This window comes from Enterococcus italicus, assembly GCF_023743875.1.
Taxonomy (GTDB): domain Bacteria; phylum Bacillota; class Bacilli; order Lactobacillales; family Enterococcaceae; genus Enterococcus_G; species Enterococcus_G italicus.
Map to the genome: position 1 here is coordinate 1360208 of NZ_JAMRVB010000001.1, position 17975 is coordinate 1378182.

Consider the following 17975-nt stretch of genomic DNA (forward strand, 5'->3'; position numbering starts at 1 on the left):
TCCTTTTTTTATTTTCCTAAGCAAAATTGACTAAATAATTGGGTAATCAGTTCATCTTGGACACTATCGCCGACAATCTCTCCTAGATCGTCCCAGCAGCGTGTCATATCTATCTGGACCAAATCTACCGGCATACCTGCTTCAATGCCTGAGATGACGTCAGAGAGCGCCTGAGAGGCATGCTCTAATAAAGCAATGTGGCGCGTATTTGAAACATACGACGCATCTTTGTCTGTCGTTTGACCACCAAAGAATAAATCAGCAATCGCTTGTTCTAATTTATCAAGGCCGGCATTCTCTAAGACTGAGACTTCAAAGACAGGTGCATCGCCGACGAGAGAAGCCAATGCCGATCGATCCAATTGGCTCGGTAAGTCCGTTTTGTTCAGTAAAACAATCCGCTTGGTAGCATCGGTCGCTTGCAGTAACTGACGATCTTCCTCCAATAGGGGCTCACTTTGATTCAGTACTAGCAAAATCAAATCGGCTTTCGCTAATGCTTGACGACTCCGTTGGACACCAATCCGCTCGACGATGTCTTCGGTTTCACGGATACCTGCTGTATCAACTAATTTCAGTGGTACGCCGCGAACATTGACGTATTCTTCAATCACGTCACGCGTCGTACCAGCCACGTCTGTGACGATGGCTTTCTCTTCGCGTAACAAATGGTTCAACAAGCTCGACTTGCCAACATTGGGCCGGCCAATAATTGTCGTATTTAAGCCTTCTCGTAAAATTTTCCCTTGTTTAGCTGTTTGTAGCAATGCTTGGATTTGCGCTTGTACGTGGTGCGCCTTTTCGACCAATAGCTGGCTTGTCAACGCTTCTACATCATCGTATTCAGGATAATCGATATTAACCTCCACTTGAGCCAATGTTTCTAAAATTTCCTGACGCAAAGCACGAATCAAGTTTGATAGTCTTCCATCCAATTGATTTAAGGCTAAATTCATCGCTTTGTCTGTCTTGGCGCGAATCAAGTCCATCACGGCTTCTGCTTGCGACAAGTCTACCCGTCCGTTTAAGAATGCGCGCTTGGTAAACTCGCCCGGCTCTGCTAATCGTGCACCTTGGCGTAATAGCAATTGTAATAATTGATTGACCACGACAATGCCGCCATGACAATTGATTTCGACGACATCTTCTCTCGTGAAGGTTTTTGGTGCACGCATGACAGACACCATCACCTCATCGACGAGCTGCTCTGTCTTTGGATCTATAATATGTCCGTAATGGATCGTATGGCTAGGTACAGCCGCTAGTTGTTTGGTTCCTGCCTGAAAGACGTTTGCTGCGATGGCGATTGCTTGATCACCACTTAAACGCACAATGCTAATGGCTCCTTCGCCAGGTGGTGTCGAAATTGCTGCAATCGTATCAAATTCTTTCGTAATTTCAGCCACTTTCCTCGCTCCTTTTCATTTTATCGCACAAAAAAAGTGCCCACTCCACCTATCATTTAGGTGAACGTTGCACTTTGACTGCTTGTTCGCGTTATTCTGGTCATAGGGTAGCATATTTTTTAATGACTGACAAGTTTCGTTGCTTCTTTTTCACTGTCCTTTGCACGAATCTTAAAAACACGGTACACTTAAAAAAACTGAAAGGTGCTGATACTATGAGCTTATTTCGTAAAGACAATCAGACAGAAGAAGAACGTCGTCGTATTCGCGAGATTATTCTTTCCACTGGAAACATCGATCGCCCCTACATTGTGCGAGACATTGTATTTGCTTCAGAAAAACTGGAAGTTGATCTATTTGATCCACGAGTCGATCCAAATGATTTATTGGCGGATATTTCACATCGTTTGCGCGAAAAAGCAGATGCTTATGGCGCCAATGCAGTGATTCACTGTCATTTTGAACACGAGCATTTAGTGCATCCAGATGGTTCAACATTTTTAGAGATTTTTGCATATGGTACCGTAGTTCAATTTGTTCAATCCACGATTGGCGGCTAAAAGCGAGTGTGATAGGCTTTTGTGCACTTGTAGCAAACGGTGAGACAAAAGTATCAAGCAGACCAGAAAATCCAACCGTTTGACAAAACTTCTAGGTTTTCTGGTCTGCTTGATACTTCGGTCTCATTGGTTTATTTCACTACTGTCCACTCGTCAATGGTCTTTCCATCTGAATCTTTTAGCTGTAACCAACTGTTGGTTCCGGCAAAGTATAGAAAATGGCCGACTTCATTGACACTTTTTAAGACAACATCTTCTTTCGTGACAAAGTTTGTATCGTATTTATCCGCTTGTTCCTGACGCAACGTCAAAGCAAACTTTGCCGCAAAACCAACTGAACCATCTTTATTCAAGGGTGTCTCTTGTCGCATGATTGCCCCTTTTTTAATGACCAATTCATTCCGTTTTTGCCAGTAAACGGTCGCTTTGGTTCCGTCGTATTCTGTATAAAACGGGATGGTACTGACCGCTTTTGACCATCTATGTGCCGCTTTGCCACCTTTTTTGGCAGGCGCTTTGGCTTGTTCTTGAAAGTTATACCCCGACCAGTGCAACAGTAGGAGTATTTCTTTGACGTATGGGGCGATGATTTTCTCAAATTGATCTGGCACGGACTGCATCTCAGTCTGTGGTAGCCACTGCTGCTCTTGGCTATAGTTTTGTAGATAGCGCAAAAAATAAGCTTGCTCCATTTCCCACGTAGGCTGTAGCAGTAGCACCCGATCATAGTTTTCTATGCTTTGGTCAGAGATAGCGACCAATTGCCCTTGCTTGATAAACAAAGCAATCGCTCCTGTTGGCACCTGTTGGTCAGGTAAGCTATGTAAAAAGGTCACCGTGCCGTATCCTCCAGGCAATACTCCGATACATTCTGTTTCATTCCATGTAAAGGTTGCGTTCATTGTGTTCCTCCTTTTTGAATTAGTATAACAAGTTCGTTTCTCTTTCTAAATGAATGTGCTTATAAAAAAGAGGCAAGACAGAATTGCTCAGCTACATCTAAATAAAACGGCAAGACAGAATTAGCTACTACGACAAAAAGCCAGAACATCCAAAAGTTTGAGAAACAACTTTCGGATGTTCTGGTTTTTTGCTTGTAGCTGAGCAATTCTGTCTTGCCTCTTATTTTTTGACTGGTTCTACGACAAGGTAACGATACGGTTCATCGCCTTCTGAATGGGTTTGTATCAATTTATTTTTGCTTAAGGCCGCATGAATTTGCTTACGCTCAAAGGCAGGCATTGGTTCAAGAAAGACTGGTTGGCCTGTTTTTTTGACTTTATCGGCCGTTTTTTGTGCCAATCGTTCCAAAATCAATTGTCGCTTTTCACGGTAGTCACCGACATTTAAAACAACCGACAGCCGGTTTTTTTCCAGTCGATGAACAAAGACTTGTGCCAAATATTGTAAAGCATTCAATATCTTCCCGTGCTTGCCAATCAACATGCCTTGTTTTTCCGTCTCTAAGTGGACAACCACTTGATCTTGCTCGCGGGTATACGTTACCGTTGCGGGTGCGTTTAGTGCGTTAGTAATCGCAGTGAGATATAAGGCTAGCTGTGTCAATGTCTCTTCATCTGATGCAGCTTTTGGTTTTTCTTCTGGTTCTTTAATGGAAACTGGTATTGGCTCTATCGTAGCAACTGGCTCCACGCGCGGCTCTATTTGGACTCGAGCAACTTTTTTCCCTAATCCTAAGAAACCTTTTTTGCCTTCTGCTACTGTTGTTATCGTCACTTGCTCAGCTGTCAAAGCCAAATCGGATAACCCCTGGCGAATGGCATCTTCAACCGTTGCTCCTTCATAAATTGGCATAGTCAAAACTCCTTTCTACCTCAATGCTCTTATTTTTTTCGTTTTTTCTTACTGTTTAATGCTTGGTTTTTCGCTTTTTTCAAAGCTCGTTCTTTTTCTTTGGCTAATAAAGCTGCCTCTTCACGCTCTTTACGGATCACAAATGGATTATTGATTAGTAGTGTTTGAATCACTTGGAAGCCGTTAGAGATAACCCAGTACAGTGACAATCCACTCGCTAAGTTAACCCCCATAAATAAAATCATCAATGGCATAACAAAAGTCATAATCTTCATGCTCGCATTTGATTCCACTTGGCTCATGCTTGATAAATATGTACTAGCAAACGTAAACAGCGCCGCCAAGATTGGCAAAATGTAATAGGGATCTTTTAGACCTAGTTGTAACCATAAAAAATGGCCTTCTGTTAATGCTGGTACGCGTGAAATAGCTTGCCACAATGCCATTAAAATTGGCATTTGCACAAGTAATGGCAGGCAGCCGATATAAGGATTTACATTATTTTCTGCGTACAGTTTTTGTGTTTCTTCTCGCAATTTTTGTTGCGTTTGCGTATCTCTTGAAGAATACTGTGCTTGCAATTTTTTTAATTGTGGTTGCAAGTCTTGCGTTTTGCGCATGCTCTTTGTTTGAAAATGCATCAATGGGAGCAAAATCACGCGAATGATGATTGTAAATAAAATAATCCCAATCCCTGCATTACCAAATGACAGTCCTTTGATCGCCTCCGCAAAATAATACACAATGTAACGATCCCAGATTCCAGTACTCTGAGCCGTTACTTGACTCGTTCCGCATGCGGATAAAAGCAATGCTAAAACCGCAAAGCTTCCGGTCATAAGTAGACGCTTCCTTTTTTTCACGAAACACATTCCTCTCTTTAGTTAGTAATTCCCGCAAGTGCGAAGACATGTTTTAAGTTCGAGTACACTTCTTGAGAAGAAAGGTCTGAGACACCTGGACGAGCAATCACGATAAAGTCTTGTTGGGCGACAATCTCTGCTTGCATTGCTTGAATACTAGCCCGAATTTTGCGTTTGACCGCATTGCGATGGACGGCATTGCCTACTTTTTTGCCTACCGATATTCCTACACGAAAATGTTTTTGCTCCGGTTTTGCCAATACGTACACAATAAACTTACGATTCGCATATGAATTTTTGGTTTGGTACACTCGTTGAAAATCGAGTTCTTTTTTGACGCGATATGCCTTTCTCATCCTGTGTTTATTCATTCCTTTTCTTATATACTCACTTGCCAATCATACCATATTACTGGCTGACTCTTCACCTGTTTATCCTAAAAAAAGGCATAAAAAAAACCACTGAGGCTCAGTGGCTTATGCAGAAATAACCTTTCTGCCTTTACGACGACGACTAGCTAAGACGCGACGTCCGTTTTTTGTGCTCATGCGTTTACGGAAACCATGAACTTTTTGATGTTTTCTTTTATTTGGTTGATACGTTCTTTTCATTCAATTCACCTCCAAAAAAATTTCCCGTTATCTCTATGTACAGACATACCTTGATATTATAACGACTTTCCGTCAATTTTGTCAATAAAAAAATGAACAACAACTCGTTCAAATAAGACATTTTTATCCACAATACGAAAAAATCGTGTCAATTGCCTTGTGGACGATTGTCTTTCACCTAACATACTTGCGAAGACTTTTGGGGGTACTTTTACACAAATTCACTAGCTTGTAAAAGATATCCACACGCTAGTTTTTTCCTGTGGATAGAATTGGGTAAACTCTTGTATAACCATCTTTCTTTTCCACGAACATCTGTGCATAACTCAAAAAAATAATTCATTATCCACAGACTGTTTCATACTTGTGGAAAACTTATTTCACACCTGTTTACTTTTTTCTTTTTATTTTTTCACAGTGTGGAAAAATTTGTGTTTTTTTTATTTTCTTATCTTATTCTGTGGAAAACTTTTCCTATCCATGCTACATTAATACTATCTATGCTTTAGAAATTTTTTAGAATTGGGAGGAACGACTATGCCATCTCTTGATACCATTTGGAAAGAGCTACAAGAACGTTACAAAAAAGAGATGAATTTTGTCAGTTACAACACTTGGGTCGACACCGCCAAGCCTCTTTCTTTTCAAGATAACCAACTAATTATCGAAGTTCCTAGCGAATTACATAAAAATTACTGGGAAAAAAATTTAGCCGGTCAAATTTTAGAAACGGGCTATCTATTAAATGGTGAAGAATTATTTCCGACATTCATGACACCAGAAGAAGCCGACGTTTATCAAAAAAAGAAAGAACCTCAAGCTGTTCAGCCTGAACAAGCCGAAGAAGTGCCATCAAAAGCCATGCTGAATCCAAAATACACATTTGATACGTTTGTCATTGGGAAAGGGAACCAAATGGCACATGCTGCTGCACTCGTAGTAGCCGAAGATCCAGGATCTATTTACAATCCACTATTTTTCTATGGTGGCGTCGGTCTAGGGAAAACCCATTTGATGCACGCGATTGGGCATCAAATGCTCCAAAAACGCCCCAATGCACGGATTAAATATGTCAGTAGCGAAAATTTTACAAATGATTTCATTAATTCTATTAAACGGAAGGAAATGGAAGAATTTCGTAATGAATACCGCACTGTCGACTTATTACTAGTCGATGATATTCAATTTTTGGTGAACAAAGAGGGCACGCAAGAAGAATTTTTCAATACTTTTGAAGAACTTTACCTAAACAACAAACAAATCGTTTTGACTAGTGATCGACTACCCAATGAAATTCCGACCTTGCCTGAACGGCTGGTCTCTCGTTTTGCTTGGGGCTTGTCTGTCGATATTACACCACCAGATTTAGAAACACGGACGGCCATTTTACGAAAAAAAGCAGAAGCCGAAAATTTGGAAATTCCTGATGACACGCTTAGCTACATTGCTGGTCAAATTGATTCCAATATCCGTGAATTAGAAGGGGCACTTGTCCGTGTACAGGCCTTTGCTGCCATGAGAAACGTCGATATAACAACAAGTCTTGCAGCAGAAGCTTTAAAAGCCTTAAAGTCGACCCATCATTTAAACCAAGTATCTATTTTGCACATCCAAGAAGAGGTCGCAAAGTACTACCATATTCCACTAAAGGACTTAAAAGGAAAAAAACGGGTAAAAAGTATTGTTGTTCCAAGACAGATTGCCATGTTTCTTTCACGCGAGTTGACAGACAATTCTTTGCCTAAGATTGGGGCAGAATTTGGTGGGAAAGACCACACGACTGTTATTCATGCGCATGAAAAGATTCAGCATTTACTCCAAAGTGATGCAATTCTTCAAAATGAAGTTGCTGAGATCAAACAAATCATACTTGGCTAATTCGCTGTGGATAGTTATCCCAAAAAAACTAGGAAGTTTTCCACAAGTTATACACAAGTGGAAAACTTGACAATATTGACTTTTATCCTAATTATCCACAGAATAAACAAGCCTATTACTACGACTATTTTTTATTTACCATTAATTAAAAGGAGTTGTCCAACACTATGAAAGTAACCTTGCATCGAGGAACGTTCATTCAAGAATTACAAACCGTACAACGTGCGATTTCTAGTAAAACTACCATTCCCATCTTAACGGGTGTCAAAATTCAATTGAGTCATCAAGGCTTAACTTTAACTGGGAGCAATGCAGATATTTCCATTGAAACTTTTTTAAGTGCCACCAATGAAAAAGCCAACATGCAAATTGAGCAAACAGGAGCAATCGTCTTACAAGCACGCTTTTTTGGCGAAATTGTCCGCCGTTTACCAGAAGAAACCTTTACGCTTGAAGTAATTGAAAACAATCAAGTGCTTATTACTTCTGGCAAAGCTAGCTTTACCGTCAATGGTCTAGATGCGGATAACTATCCACATTTACCAGTTGTCGAAACCAACCAGCAGCTAACCATTCCTGTCGAAGTTTTGAATCAGCTAATTAGCGAAACTGTCTTTGCCGTATCGCAACATGAAAGCCGCCCTATCTTGACTGGTGTCCACATAACCTTGAAAAATAATCAACTCGTAGCAGTGGCGACAGACTCTCACCGTTTGAGTCAACGAACCATCCCACTAGAAAGCCAATCTGATCAAATAGACATCGTCATTCCAGGGAAAAGTTTGACGGAATTGTCACGATCATTAGCGGAAACAGATGAACAAATCGACATTAGCATTATGGAAAACCAAGTGTTGTTTGAAACAGAGACAATGAAATTTTATTCACGTCTACTAGAAGGGACCTATCCTGATACCAATCGCTTGATTCCGACAAGTTTTAATACCGAAATTGAATTTTCAGTACCAGCTTTATTAGCGGCTATCGAGCGTGCGTCTTTGTTATCTCATGAAGGCCGAAACAACATTGTTAAATTATCAATTACAGATCAAGATGTTATTTTGTATGGGAATTCACCGGAAGTCGGAAAAGTCGAAGAGTCGTTGAGTTACGACAAAGTAAGTGGCGATCCATTAGACATTTCGTTTAATCCGGACTACATGAAAGCCGCCTTACGCGCATTTGGCGATACGACCATTGCAATTAAGTTTATCTCAGCGATTCGTCCCTTTACGCTTGAACCAACTGAAGGACAAGCATCGTTCATTCAATTAATTACCCCGGTTCGGACAAACTAATTTTCAAAAAATTGAAATTCTAAGTGAAAATGAACAAAACAAGTGAAAAAACAAAAACAGGGCCTAAATGAACGTTTAAGCCCTGTTTTTTGTTTTTATTAAAATCTATCAAAAATGTCTATCGAAGCGTATAGCGAAAAATATCCATCAAAATTTGTTTTCTCGCTATTTTAAGGGTATAATAAGAACATATGTCTAACGAAGAATAGAGGGAAAAAATGAAAGAGAAAATCTTTTTGACATCAGAGTACATGACTTTGGGACAAATGCTAAAAGAGGCCTCCATTATTAGTAGTGGTGGGCAAGCAAAATGGTTTTTGGCAGAAAATAGTGTATTCGTCGATGGTGAACTAGAAAATCGTCGTGGCCGTAAGTTATACAGTGGTATGATGATCGAGATTCCTTCTTATGGGACGTATTTCATAGCAAAGCAGGCGAGCGATGCGGCTGAATAGTTTAACGTTGCGACATTTTCGTAATTACGACGAGTTGCAGTTACCATTTGCGAAAGATTTGATTATTTTTTTGGGCGAAAATGCGCAAGGAAAGACCAATCTACTTGAAAGTATTTATGTTTTGGCGATGACACGCAGTCATCGGACAACCAACGAGCAAGAATTAATTGAATGGGATTGCGCGGAGGCTTATTTAGCAGGTGTTGTGGAAAAAAAGCAACAAACCATTCCACTTGAATTAGGCTTAAGTAAAAAAGGCCGCAAAACCAAAGTGAATCATATCGAACAAAAAAAATTAAGCAGCTATATCGGTCAATTGAATGTTATTTTATTTGCGCCAGAAGACTTGTCTTTAGTAAAAGGCACGCCGCAATTAAGACGAAAATTTCTTGATATGGAGATTGGTCAGATTGATTCTGTATATTTATACAATTTGGTCCAGTATCAACAAGTATTGAAGCAGCGTAACCAGTATTTAAAACAATTAGCTGAAAAAAAACAAACAGATCCGCTTTATTTAGATATTTTGACGGAGCAATTGGTGACGTTTGGTAGCAAAATTTTGTGGACACGCATCAATTTCGTTAAGAAGTTGGAATATTGGGCCAATCAATTGCATCAGCTCATTAGCCAAGAAAAAGAAACGTTAACGTTGCACTATGATGCGACAGTGACATTTGAAGAGGCGAATTTGGCTGACATCGAAGCGGCATACAGCCAAGCATTTGCAGCGATTCGTGCCAAAGAATTGTTTCGGCAAATGACGCTCATCGGCCCTCATCGAGATGAATTGGTTTTTTTCATCAATGGCAAAAATGTCCAGACATATGGCTCTCAAGGGCAACAACGAACGACTGCTTTGAGTGTGAAATTAGCAGAAATTGATCTGATGAAAGCTGAAACAGGCGAATACCCGATTTTATTATTGGATGATGTCATGAGTGAGCTAGATGATTCAAGACAAGTGCATTTGCTAGAGGCAATTGAAGGCAAAGTACAAACCTTTTTAACGACAACAACGCTTGAACATGTACGCGATAAAATGACCGTGCAGCCGGCGATTTATTATGTGAATCAAGGAAAATTAGAAGGAGAGAAGACGGAATGACTGAAGAGGAAAAAAGCTTAGTCGAGCGCGCCAAAGAATATGATGCCAGTCAAATTCAGGTGTTAGAAGGATTAGAGGCCGTTCGAAAACGTCCGGGAATGTATATCGGATCGACTAGTTCAGAAGGTCTACATCACTTAGTTTGGGAAATCGTTGACAATTCTATCGATGAAGCGTTAGCAGGATTTGCCACAAAAATCGAAGTGGTTGTTGAAAAAGACAATAGTATTACCGTTACAGATGATGGTCGTGGAATTCCAGTCGATATTCAAGCGAAAACTGGTCGTCCAGCTGTCGAAACGGTCTTTACCGTACTGCATGCTGGGGGAAAATTCGGCGGTGGCGGATATAAAGTATCTGGTGGACTACATGGTGTGGGTTCATCAGTGGTCAATGCCTTATCGACGACATTGGATGTCAAAGTATTCAAAGAAGGCAAAGTCTATTTCCAAGAGTACCATCGTGGTGCTGTCGTATCTGATCTGACGATTATTGGTGAGACTGACCGTCATGGGACAGAAGTTCACTTTGTACCAGATCCTGAAATTTTCCGCGAAACGACGACTTTTGAATTTGAAAAATTAGCAACACGGGTTCGTGAATTGGCCTTTTTAAATCGTGGACTACATATTTCGATTGAAGACAAGCGCAAAGAGGAAGCCGAAGTTCGAGCATTCCACTTTGAAGGCGGGATTAAAAGTTATGTCGAGCATTTAAATGCAACGAAAACAGTTCTTTTCCCAGAGCCAATTTATCTAGAAGGCAACCAACAAGATATTAGTGTTGAAGTATCCATGCAATACACAGATGGCTACCACACGAATTTATTGAGCTTTGCCAATAATATCCATACATACGAAGGTGGAACGCATGAATCAGGCTTTAAAACAGCGTTAACGCGTGTCATCAATGATTATGCCCGGAAGCAAAAACTTATGAGAGAATCCGATGAAAATCTTTCAGGGGAAGATGTGCGTGAAGGATTGACGGCGGTCATTTCTATTAAGCATCCAGATCCACAGTTTGAAGGACAAACCAAAACCAAATTAGGTAATTCAGAAGTGCGTACCGTAACAGACCGCTTATTTTCAGAGCACTTTGCGAAATTTTTGATGGAAAATCCGACTGTTGGTCGCCAAATTGTTGAAAAAGGTCTATTGGCCTCAAAAGCTCGCTTGGCTGCCAAACGGGCGCGAGAAGTGACACGCCGCAAAGGGGCATTAGAAATTAGTAGTTTACCTGGTAAACTAGCCGATTGTTCGAGTCGTGAGGCGGATAAGTGTGAGTTGTTTATCGTCGAAGGAGATTCAGCCGGTGGATCAGCTAAACAAGGACGTGACCGTGAATTTCAAGCCATTTTGCCTATTCGTGGGAAAATTTTGAACGTCGAAAAAGCAAGCATGGACAAAATTTTAGCCAACGAAGAAATTCGTTCACTATTTACAGCAATGGGAACGGGATTTGGGGCGGATTTTGATGTATCAAAAGCACGCTACCATAAATTAGTTATTATGACCGATGCGGATGTGGATGGAGCGCATATTCGGACGTTACTCCTAACGCTATTTTATCGATACATGCGCCCAATCGTAGAGGCTGGCTATGTTTATATTGCCCAACCACCATTGTATGGGGTCAAACAAGGAAAAAATATCACCTATGTGCAACCAGGTAAGCAAGCAGAAGATGAGCTAAAACAAATTGTCTCTTCCCTACCAGCTTCACCAAAACCCAACGTACAGCGCTACAAAGGTCTTGGAGAAATGGATGACCATCAACTTTGGGAGACCACGATGGACCCTGAAAATCGCATGATGTTACAAGTAAGTGTCGATGATGCCATTGAAGCCGATCAAGTATTTGAGATGTTAATGGGAGACCGTGTAGAGCCACGCCGAGCATTTATCGAAGAGAATGCACATTACGTGAAGAATTTAGATATCTAACAGTCATAAAGGAGGAAATGTAGTTGAGTGAAGAAGCGAAACAAAATATTCACAGTGTCAATTTGACCAGTGAAATGAAAGAGTCCTTTATTGATTATGCTATGAGTGTCATTGTTGCTAGGGCCCTTCCAGATGTCAGAGATGGTCTAAAACCTGTTCACCGTCGTATCTTATACGGAATGAATGAATTAGGCGTGACACCAGATAAACCTCATAAAAAATCGGCCAGAATTGTCGGCGATGTAATGGGGAAATACCATCCTCACGGTGATAGTGCCATTTATGAGTCGATGGTTCGGATGGCACAGCCGTTTAGCTATCGTTATATGCTTGTCGACGGTCATGGAAACTTTGGTTCTGTCGATGGTGATGGAGCGGCAGCGATGCGGTATACCGAAGCTCGTATGAGTAAATTAGCAGTCGAAATGCTGCGCGACATCAACAAAGACACCGTTGATTTTCAAAGCAACTACGATGATACTGAGCGCGAACCAGCCGTCTTGCCAGCCCGTTTCCCTAACTTATTGGTTAATGGAACAACTGGGATTGCAGTTGGGATGGCGACCAATATTCCACCTCATAATCTAAATGAAGTAATCGCCGCTATCGATTTATTAATGGATAATCCAGACGTCACAACAAGTGAACTGATGGAGGTCTTACCTGGACCAGACTTCCCAACTGGTGGGATTGTGATGGGGAAATCAGGTATCCGTCGGGCGTATGAGACCGGAAAAGGCTCCATCATCGTTCGTGGACGTGTTGAAATCGATGAGATGAGCAATGGCAAAGAACGCATTTTAATCACCGAATTACCATACATGGTGAACAAAGCAAAGTTAATCGAACGCATCTCTGAATTACACCGTGACAAGCGGATTGAAGGAATTACTGCTTTGCGCGATGAATCCAGTCGCAAAGGCATGCGTATCGTGATTGAAGTCCGTCGCGATGTGAGTGCATCCGTTATTTTGAACAATATTTACAAGATGACCGCCTTGCAATCGTCCTTTGGCTTTAACATGCTAGCTATTGAAAAAGGCGTTCCGAAAATTTTAAGCCTAAAACGCATTTTAGAAAATTATATCGAGCATCAAAAAGAAGTGATTACCCGTCGTACGATTTTCGATAAGAAAAAAGCAGAAGCACGTGCGCATATTTTAGAAGGTCTGCGGATTGCATTAGACCATATCGATGAAATCATTGCCATTATCCGAGGATCAAAAAGTGATGACTTGGCAAAAGCAACGTTAATCGAACGCTTTGACTTTTCTGATCGTCAAGCGCAAGCCATTTTAGACATGCGTCTTCGTCGTTTGACAGGATTGGAACGCGAAAAAATCGAAAATGAATACCAAGAGTTGTTGGCATTCATTGCTGATTTAACAGATATTCTGGCTCGTCCAGAACGTGTTGTACAAATCATTAAAGAGGAATTACTCGATTTAGGAAAACGATTTGGCGATGCTCGTCGCACCGAATTACTCGTAGGTGAAGTCTTGTCATTAGAAGATGAAGACTTGATTGAAGAAGAAGAAATCGTCATTACACTCACCAACAATGGTTACATCAAGCGCGTCGCAAACACAGAGTTTCGTGCGCAAAGACGGGGTGGACGCGGTGTCCAAGGAATGGGCGTACACGATGAAGATTTTGTCAAAACGCTAGTATCCTGTTCCACACACGATACGCTCTTGTTCTTTACGAATGCCGGCAAAGTCTACAAAGCAAAAGGATATGAAATTCCAGAATATGGCCGGACAGCAAAAGGAATTCCTGTCATTAATTTATTAGGAATTGATTCATCTGAGCGTATACAGGCGATTATTGCGGTGAAAAATCATGAAGCAGCCGAGCAGTACCTCTTCTTTACGACCAAGCTGGGTGTGGTTAAGCGGACTGATGTGCAAGCATTCTCAAATATTCGCAGCAATGGCTTGATCGCTATTGGCTTAAAAGAGCAAGACGAATTGGTTAATGTGCTACAAACAAAGGGAAGCGACACAATCATTATTGGTACTCATGGTGGGTATTCCGTTACCTTTGCTGAAAGTGTCGTTCGTGATATGGGACGTGCTGCAGCAGGTGTTAGAGGGATCCGATTACGCGAAGGGGACTATGTCGTTGGGACGGCCATATTGACGCCTGAGAGCGAAGTATTGGTCATCACCGAAAATGGGTACGGAAAACGGACAGCTAGCTCAGAATACCCTGTGAAAGGCCGTGGTGGGAAAGGAATCAAGACCGCCAATATTACGCCTAAAAATGGACCACTCGCTGGTTTAACGACGGTTTCTGGTGAAGAAGATATTTTAGTCATCACCGATAAAGGGGTGATTATCCGCTTCAATGTAGCCACAGTCTCACAAACCGGACGTGCCACACTGGGCGTTCGATTGATGAAAATGGAAAACGAGGCGAAAGTTGTTACCATGGCGACTGTCGAACCAGAAGAAATCGAAGCAGAAGAATCCACCAATCAACCAACTGAGTAAATAAAAGCTGCAAGCAAAAAGACCATAAAATTCAGAAGTCATTTTTAAACTTTTGGATTTTATGGCTTTTTGTTGTCACGCATGCTATTTCATCGGTTTCTTGGAATTTAGCAGGATAAAATTATTTTTGTCTTAGCCTCGTTCTTCATACGTAACTATATAGTGAGAAGAGAAGAAACCGAGCGAAAAGAAATTTCTTGCGTTTTCACAGCAAATTCTGTATAATTTGTGTTTGTGAGTAGTCTAAAGACAACTCTCTCTGCTCTTAGAGAATTAAGAGCCAAAGTCCATAGGGAGGTGAAAAATCAATGAACAATACGAACTATGAAATTTTATACATTATTCGTCCAAACATTGATGAAGAAGCAAAATCAGCTTTAATCGAACGTTTCGATTCAATCTTGAAAGATAACGGAGCAGAAGTTATCGAATCAAAGGATTGGGAAAAACGCCGTCTAGCGTACGAAATGAACGGATTCCGTGAAGGTATCTACCACATCGTTAAAGTTTCTTCTCCATCATCAGCAAGCGCTGTTAGCGAATTTGATCGTCTTGCTAAAATCAATGACGATATCGTTCGCCACATGATTGTGAAAGAAGAAAAATAATTGTTTCACGTGAAACAAAACGATGAGGAGATGATGAATCTTGATTAACAACGTTGTATTAGTTGGAAGATTAACAAGAGACCCAGAATTACGTTATACTGCAAATGGTGCCGCTGTAGCAACTTTTTCTTTAGCTGTCAATCGTAATTTTACGAATCAAAGCGGTGAAAGAGAAGCAGATTTCATCAACTGTGTGATTTGGCGCAAACCAGCAGAAACGTTAGCGAACTATGCTCGCAAAGGTACGCTTCTAGGGGTGACTGGTAGAATTCAGACTAGAAACTACGAAAATCAACAAGGTCAAAAAGTATATGTGACAGAAGTTGTGGCAGAAAACTTTCAATTGTTAGAATCTCGTAATGCTTCAGAGCGTCGCGGGACAGACACTGGCTTTAGTGGGAATCAATCGACAACATTTAACAATAATCAAACTCAAACATCTCAACCATCAAACGGAATGCCTAATTTTGATCGCGATACTTCTGATCCATTCGGAAGTTCATCAATTGACATTTCAGACGATGACTTACCATTCTAGAAAATTTTTGATAGGAGGGAAATAGGATGGCACAACAAAGAAGAGGCGGACGTAAACGTCGTAAAGTAGATTATTTAGCAGCAAATCACATTGAACATGTTGATTACAAAGATATCGAATTATTAAAAAGATTCATTTCTGAACGTGGCAAAATTTTACCACGTCGTGTAACAGGTACTGGCGCTAAAAACCAACGTAAATTAACGATTGCAATCAAACGCGCACGTATCATGGGTCTATTACCATTTGCTACTGAAGAATAATCAGCCCGAAAGAATCTCACTTTGTGAGGTTCTTTTTTTCATGCACTCATGCGGTATGGATGTTTCATGTGAAACATAGTACCAGCTAGGAGTGTAGTCAACTTTATGGTAGAATAGAGTATGAGTTTCGCAAACTAAGCGAACAAGTAGTCAATGGCTATTAGAATTAGGGGACTAATTGGTAAAATATGAGGAGTAGGATTATGACAGCGATAGGGATTATCTCATTAGATAATTATGATGACATCATTGATCGAATGGATGATAAATATGTTTCAGCGTTGAATACATTAATCACGACGATGATATCAGATTGGGCAAACGATAACCATATTTTTTATAAGCGCATCAACTCTGAACGATACTTTTTTGTTGCAAAAGAAGCTGATGTTGACCGGATGAAAGAGCATCAGTTTGTGCTCTTGAAGCAAGTCAAAGAAGCTGAGATCAATAGTGAGCTCGTGTTGACATTGAGCATGGGCATTGCATATGGCGATGCTGAGATCGAGAAGATCGGCGAGATTGCGCAAAATAATCTTGACTTGGCACAGGCTCGTGGTGGTGATCAAGTGGTCGTCAAAGACACTGATCCAAATGCTAAGCCCCAATTTTTCGGGGGCAATACGGATGGGACCATACGACGTACAAGAACACGTTCTCGAGCTATGAGTTTGGCGCTAAAGAAGATCTTCTTAGAAAATCAAAAAGTATTTATTATGGGCCATCGTTTCCCTGATATGGATGCTGTGGGGGCAGCTTTTGGAATTGCTGGCTTAGCTAAATTGGCCAATCGAGAAGCGTATGTCTTGCTCAATCGGGAAGAAGTCAATCCTGATATGACGCGCTGTTTGAACGAATTGGATAAATATACAGAATTATCTGAGATGGTCATAACTGAAAAAGAAGCGCTGCAAAAAATTGATCATCGTAGTGTCTTGGTGATGGTAGATTACCATAAGCCATCACTGTCAATCTCGCAAACGGTCTATGATGCCTTTGAAAAAATTATTATCATCGATCACCATCGACGGGGAGATGAATTTCCCAATAAGCCACTCTTAACGTATATTGAAACGTCAGCTTCCTCAGCGTCCGAATTAGTATCGGAATTTATTCAATTTCAAACCAATCGTAAAATACGATTGCCTAAATTTGTACCGACGTTATTGTTGGCTGGAATCTACGTGGATACGAAGAGCTTTGCTGTCCGTACGACGGGGAAAACATTTGATATGGCTAGTTTCTTAAAAACACAGGGGGCTGATATTGCATTAGTCCAGTACCTTTTGAGTTCTGATTTGGATTCGTATTTATCGATTAGTCGCCTTGTCGCCCGAAGTGATTATTACCGAAAAGATATCGTAGTATCCGTAGCAGATGAACGAGAAGTATACGACGGTGTGACAGTCGCCAAAACAGCCGATACCCTACTGTCATTAAATGGCATTCATGCGTCATTTGTGATTACCAAACAAGCAGGTGATGTGATTGGCATTAGTGCTAGAAGCTCGGGGACCATCAATGTCCAGACCATCATGGAGGCACTAGGCGGAGGGGGCCATTTCACCAATGCTGCTACTCAAATCAAAGGGAAAACCTTAGATGAAGTCCAGCAAGAGCTATTTCAAGAATTAGATAAACTAGAACGTACCAAGGAGTGACCAAAATGAAAGTAATTTTTTTAGCAGATGTAAAAGGTAAAGGGAAAAAAGGTGACGTTAAGGAAGTACCCACAGGATATGCCCAAAACTACCTTCTTAAAAATAATTTGGCAAAAGAAGCAACAAAAGAAAGTATTTCTGCGTTAGCTGGGAAACAAAAAGCTCAAGCGAAACACGAAGAAGAAATTCTAGCCGAAGCAAAAGAATTAAAAAAAGTCTTAGAAGATGAAAAAACAGTCGTAACACTAAAGGCCAAAGCAGGCCAAGATGGTCGTCTATTTGGCTCGATTCCATCAAAACAAATTACCGATGCACTTGAAAAACAATACAGCATCAAAGTTGACAAGCGAAAAGTTGATTTGAAACAACCAATTAGAAGCTTGGGCTATACAGATATCCCAGTGAAGTTGCATCCTGAATTGACTGCTTCTATCCGGGTTCATATTGAAGAAGGTAAATAGTCTAGAGTA

At 40.8% G+C, this 17975-nt stretch carries 18 protein-coding genes; 12 read left to right on the forward strand and 6 right to left on the reverse strand.

The window, feature by feature from the left end:
* Positions 1 to 8: 8 nt before the first annotated feature.
* Positions 9 to 1406 carry a tRNA uridine-5-carboxymethylaminomethyl(34) synthesis GTPase MnmE gene (mnmE, locus tag NE257_RS06630; protein ID WP_251870152.1) on the reverse strand — a complete coding sequence of 466 codons (1398 nt, stop codon included), beginning with the start codon at positions 1404 to 1406 and terminating at the stop codon, positions 9 to 11.
* 215 nt (positions 1407 to 1621) lie between these two features.
* Between mnmE and NE257_RS06635 the strand changes: the two genes are divergently transcribed.
* A complete protein-coding gene (locus NE257_RS06635) occupies positions 1622 to 1966 on the forward strand; it encodes a heavy metal-binding domain-containing protein (protein WP_040366355.1) in 345 nt (114 codons plus the stop codon).
* Between the two features lie 131 nt (positions 1967 to 2097).
* On the opposite strand, the gene NE257_RS06640 is transcribed toward NE257_RS06635, so the two are convergent.
* The 5 genes from NE257_RS06640 to rpmH form a co-directional block, all read right to left on the reverse strand.
* Positions 2098 to 2868 carry a hypothetical protein gene (locus tag NE257_RS06640; protein WP_251886056.1) on the reverse strand — a complete coding sequence of 257 codons (771 nt, stop codon included), beginning with the start codon at positions 2866 to 2868 and terminating at the stop codon, positions 2098 to 2100.
* 220 nt (positions 2869 to 3088) lie between these two features.
* Positions 3089 to 3781: an RNA-binding cell elongation regulator Jag/EloR gene (gene jag / locus NE257_RS06645; protein WP_251886057.1), complete on the reverse strand. Its 693-nt coding sequence runs from the start codon at positions 3779 to 3781 to the stop codon at positions 3089 to 3091.
* 29 nt (positions 3782 to 3810) lie between these two features.
* On the reverse strand, positions 3811 to 4644 hold the full coding sequence (locus NE257_RS06650; RefSeq protein WP_040366353.1) for a YidC/Oxa1 family membrane protein insertase: 834 nt from the start codon (positions 4642 to 4644) through the stop codon (positions 3811 to 3813).
* 17 nt (positions 4645 to 4661) lie between these two features.
* Positions 4662 to 5000, reverse strand: a complete 339-nt coding sequence (gene rnpA, locus NE257_RS06655) for a ribonuclease P protein component (RefSeq protein WP_007207821.1) — start codon at positions 4998 to 5000, stop codon at positions 4662 to 4664.
* A 120-nt stretch (positions 5001 to 5120) separates the two neighbouring features.
* Positions 5121 to 5255 (reverse strand): 50S ribosomal protein L34, encoded by a 135-nt coding sequence (rpmH, locus tag NE257_RS06660; RefSeq protein WP_007207820.1) that lies wholly within the window; start codon positions 5253 to 5255, stop codon positions 5121 to 5123.
* A gap of 537 nt (positions 5256 to 5792) precedes the next feature.
* Here rpmH and dnaA point away from each other — a divergent pair.
* The 11 genes from dnaA (at position 5793) to rplI (ending at position 17966) form a co-directional block, all read left to right on the forward strand.
* On the forward strand, positions 5793 to 7133 hold the full coding sequence (gene dnaA, locus NE257_RS06665) for a chromosomal replication initiator protein DnaA (RefSeq protein WP_007207818.1): 1341 nt from the start codon (positions 5793 to 5795) through the stop codon (positions 7131 to 7133).
* A 167-nt stretch (positions 7134 to 7300) separates the two neighbouring features.
* Positions 7301 to 8431, forward strand: coding sequence for a DNA polymerase III subunit beta (dnaN, locus tag NE257_RS06670; RefSeq protein ID WP_251886058.1), 1131 nt, complete (start codon positions 7301 to 7303; stop codon positions 8429 to 8431).
* 218 nt (positions 8432 to 8649) lie between these two features.
* Positions 8650 to 8886, forward strand: coding sequence for a S4 domain-containing protein YaaA (gene yaaA / locus NE257_RS06675; RefSeq protein WP_007207816.1), 237 nt, complete (start codon positions 8650 to 8652; stop codon positions 8884 to 8886).
* On the forward strand, positions 8873 to 9994 hold the full coding sequence (recF, locus tag NE257_RS06680) for a DNA replication/repair protein RecF (RefSeq protein ID WP_251886059.1): 1122 nt from the start codon (positions 8873 to 8875) through the stop codon (positions 9992 to 9994). Before yaaA ends, recF begins: the two co-directional genes overlap by 14 nt.
* Positions 9991 to 11940, forward strand: coding sequence for a DNA topoisomerase (ATP-hydrolyzing) subunit B (gene gyrB, locus NE257_RS06685; RefSeq protein ID WP_007207814.1), 1950 nt, complete (start codon positions 9991 to 9993; stop codon positions 11938 to 11940). The genes recF and gyrB overlap by 4 nt, the downstream gene beginning before the upstream one ends.
* A gap of 23 nt (positions 11941 to 11963) precedes the next feature.
* The gene (gene gyrA, locus NE257_RS06690; protein WP_007207813.1) at positions 11964 to 14435 is read left to right on the forward strand and encodes a DNA gyrase subunit A; all 2472 of its coding nucleotides are present in this window, start codon (positions 11964 to 11966) and stop codon (positions 14433 to 14435) included.
* A gap of 308 nt (positions 14436 to 14743) precedes the next feature.
* Complete coding sequence (rpsF, locus tag NE257_RS06695; RefSeq protein WP_007207812.1) at positions 14744 to 15043, forward strand: 30S ribosomal protein S6; 300 nt, start codon at positions 14744 to 14746, stop codon at positions 15041 to 15043.
* 40 nt (positions 15044 to 15083) lie between these two features.
* Complete coding sequence (gene ssb, locus NE257_RS06700; RefSeq protein ID WP_007207811.1) at positions 15084 to 15581, forward strand: single-stranded DNA-binding protein; 498 nt, start codon at positions 15084 to 15086, stop codon at positions 15579 to 15581.
* A 26-nt stretch (positions 15582 to 15607) separates the two neighbouring features.
* The gene (rpsR, locus tag NE257_RS06705) at positions 15608 to 15844 is read left to right on the forward strand and encodes a 30S ribosomal protein S18 (RefSeq protein ID WP_007207810.1); all 237 of its coding nucleotides are present in this window, start codon (positions 15608 to 15610) and stop codon (positions 15842 to 15844) included.
* Between the two features lie 203 nt (positions 15845 to 16047).
* Complete coding sequence (locus tag NE257_RS06710) at positions 16048 to 17505, forward strand: GGDEF domain-containing protein (protein WP_251854607.1); 1458 nt, start codon at positions 16048 to 16050, stop codon at positions 17503 to 17505.
* A 5-nt stretch (positions 17506 to 17510) separates the two neighbouring features.
* A complete protein-coding gene (gene rplI, locus NE257_RS06715) occupies positions 17511 to 17966 on the forward strand; it encodes a 50S ribosomal protein L9 (protein ID WP_007207808.1) in 456 nt (151 codons plus the stop codon).
* Positions 17967 to 17975 lie beyond the last annotated feature (9 nt).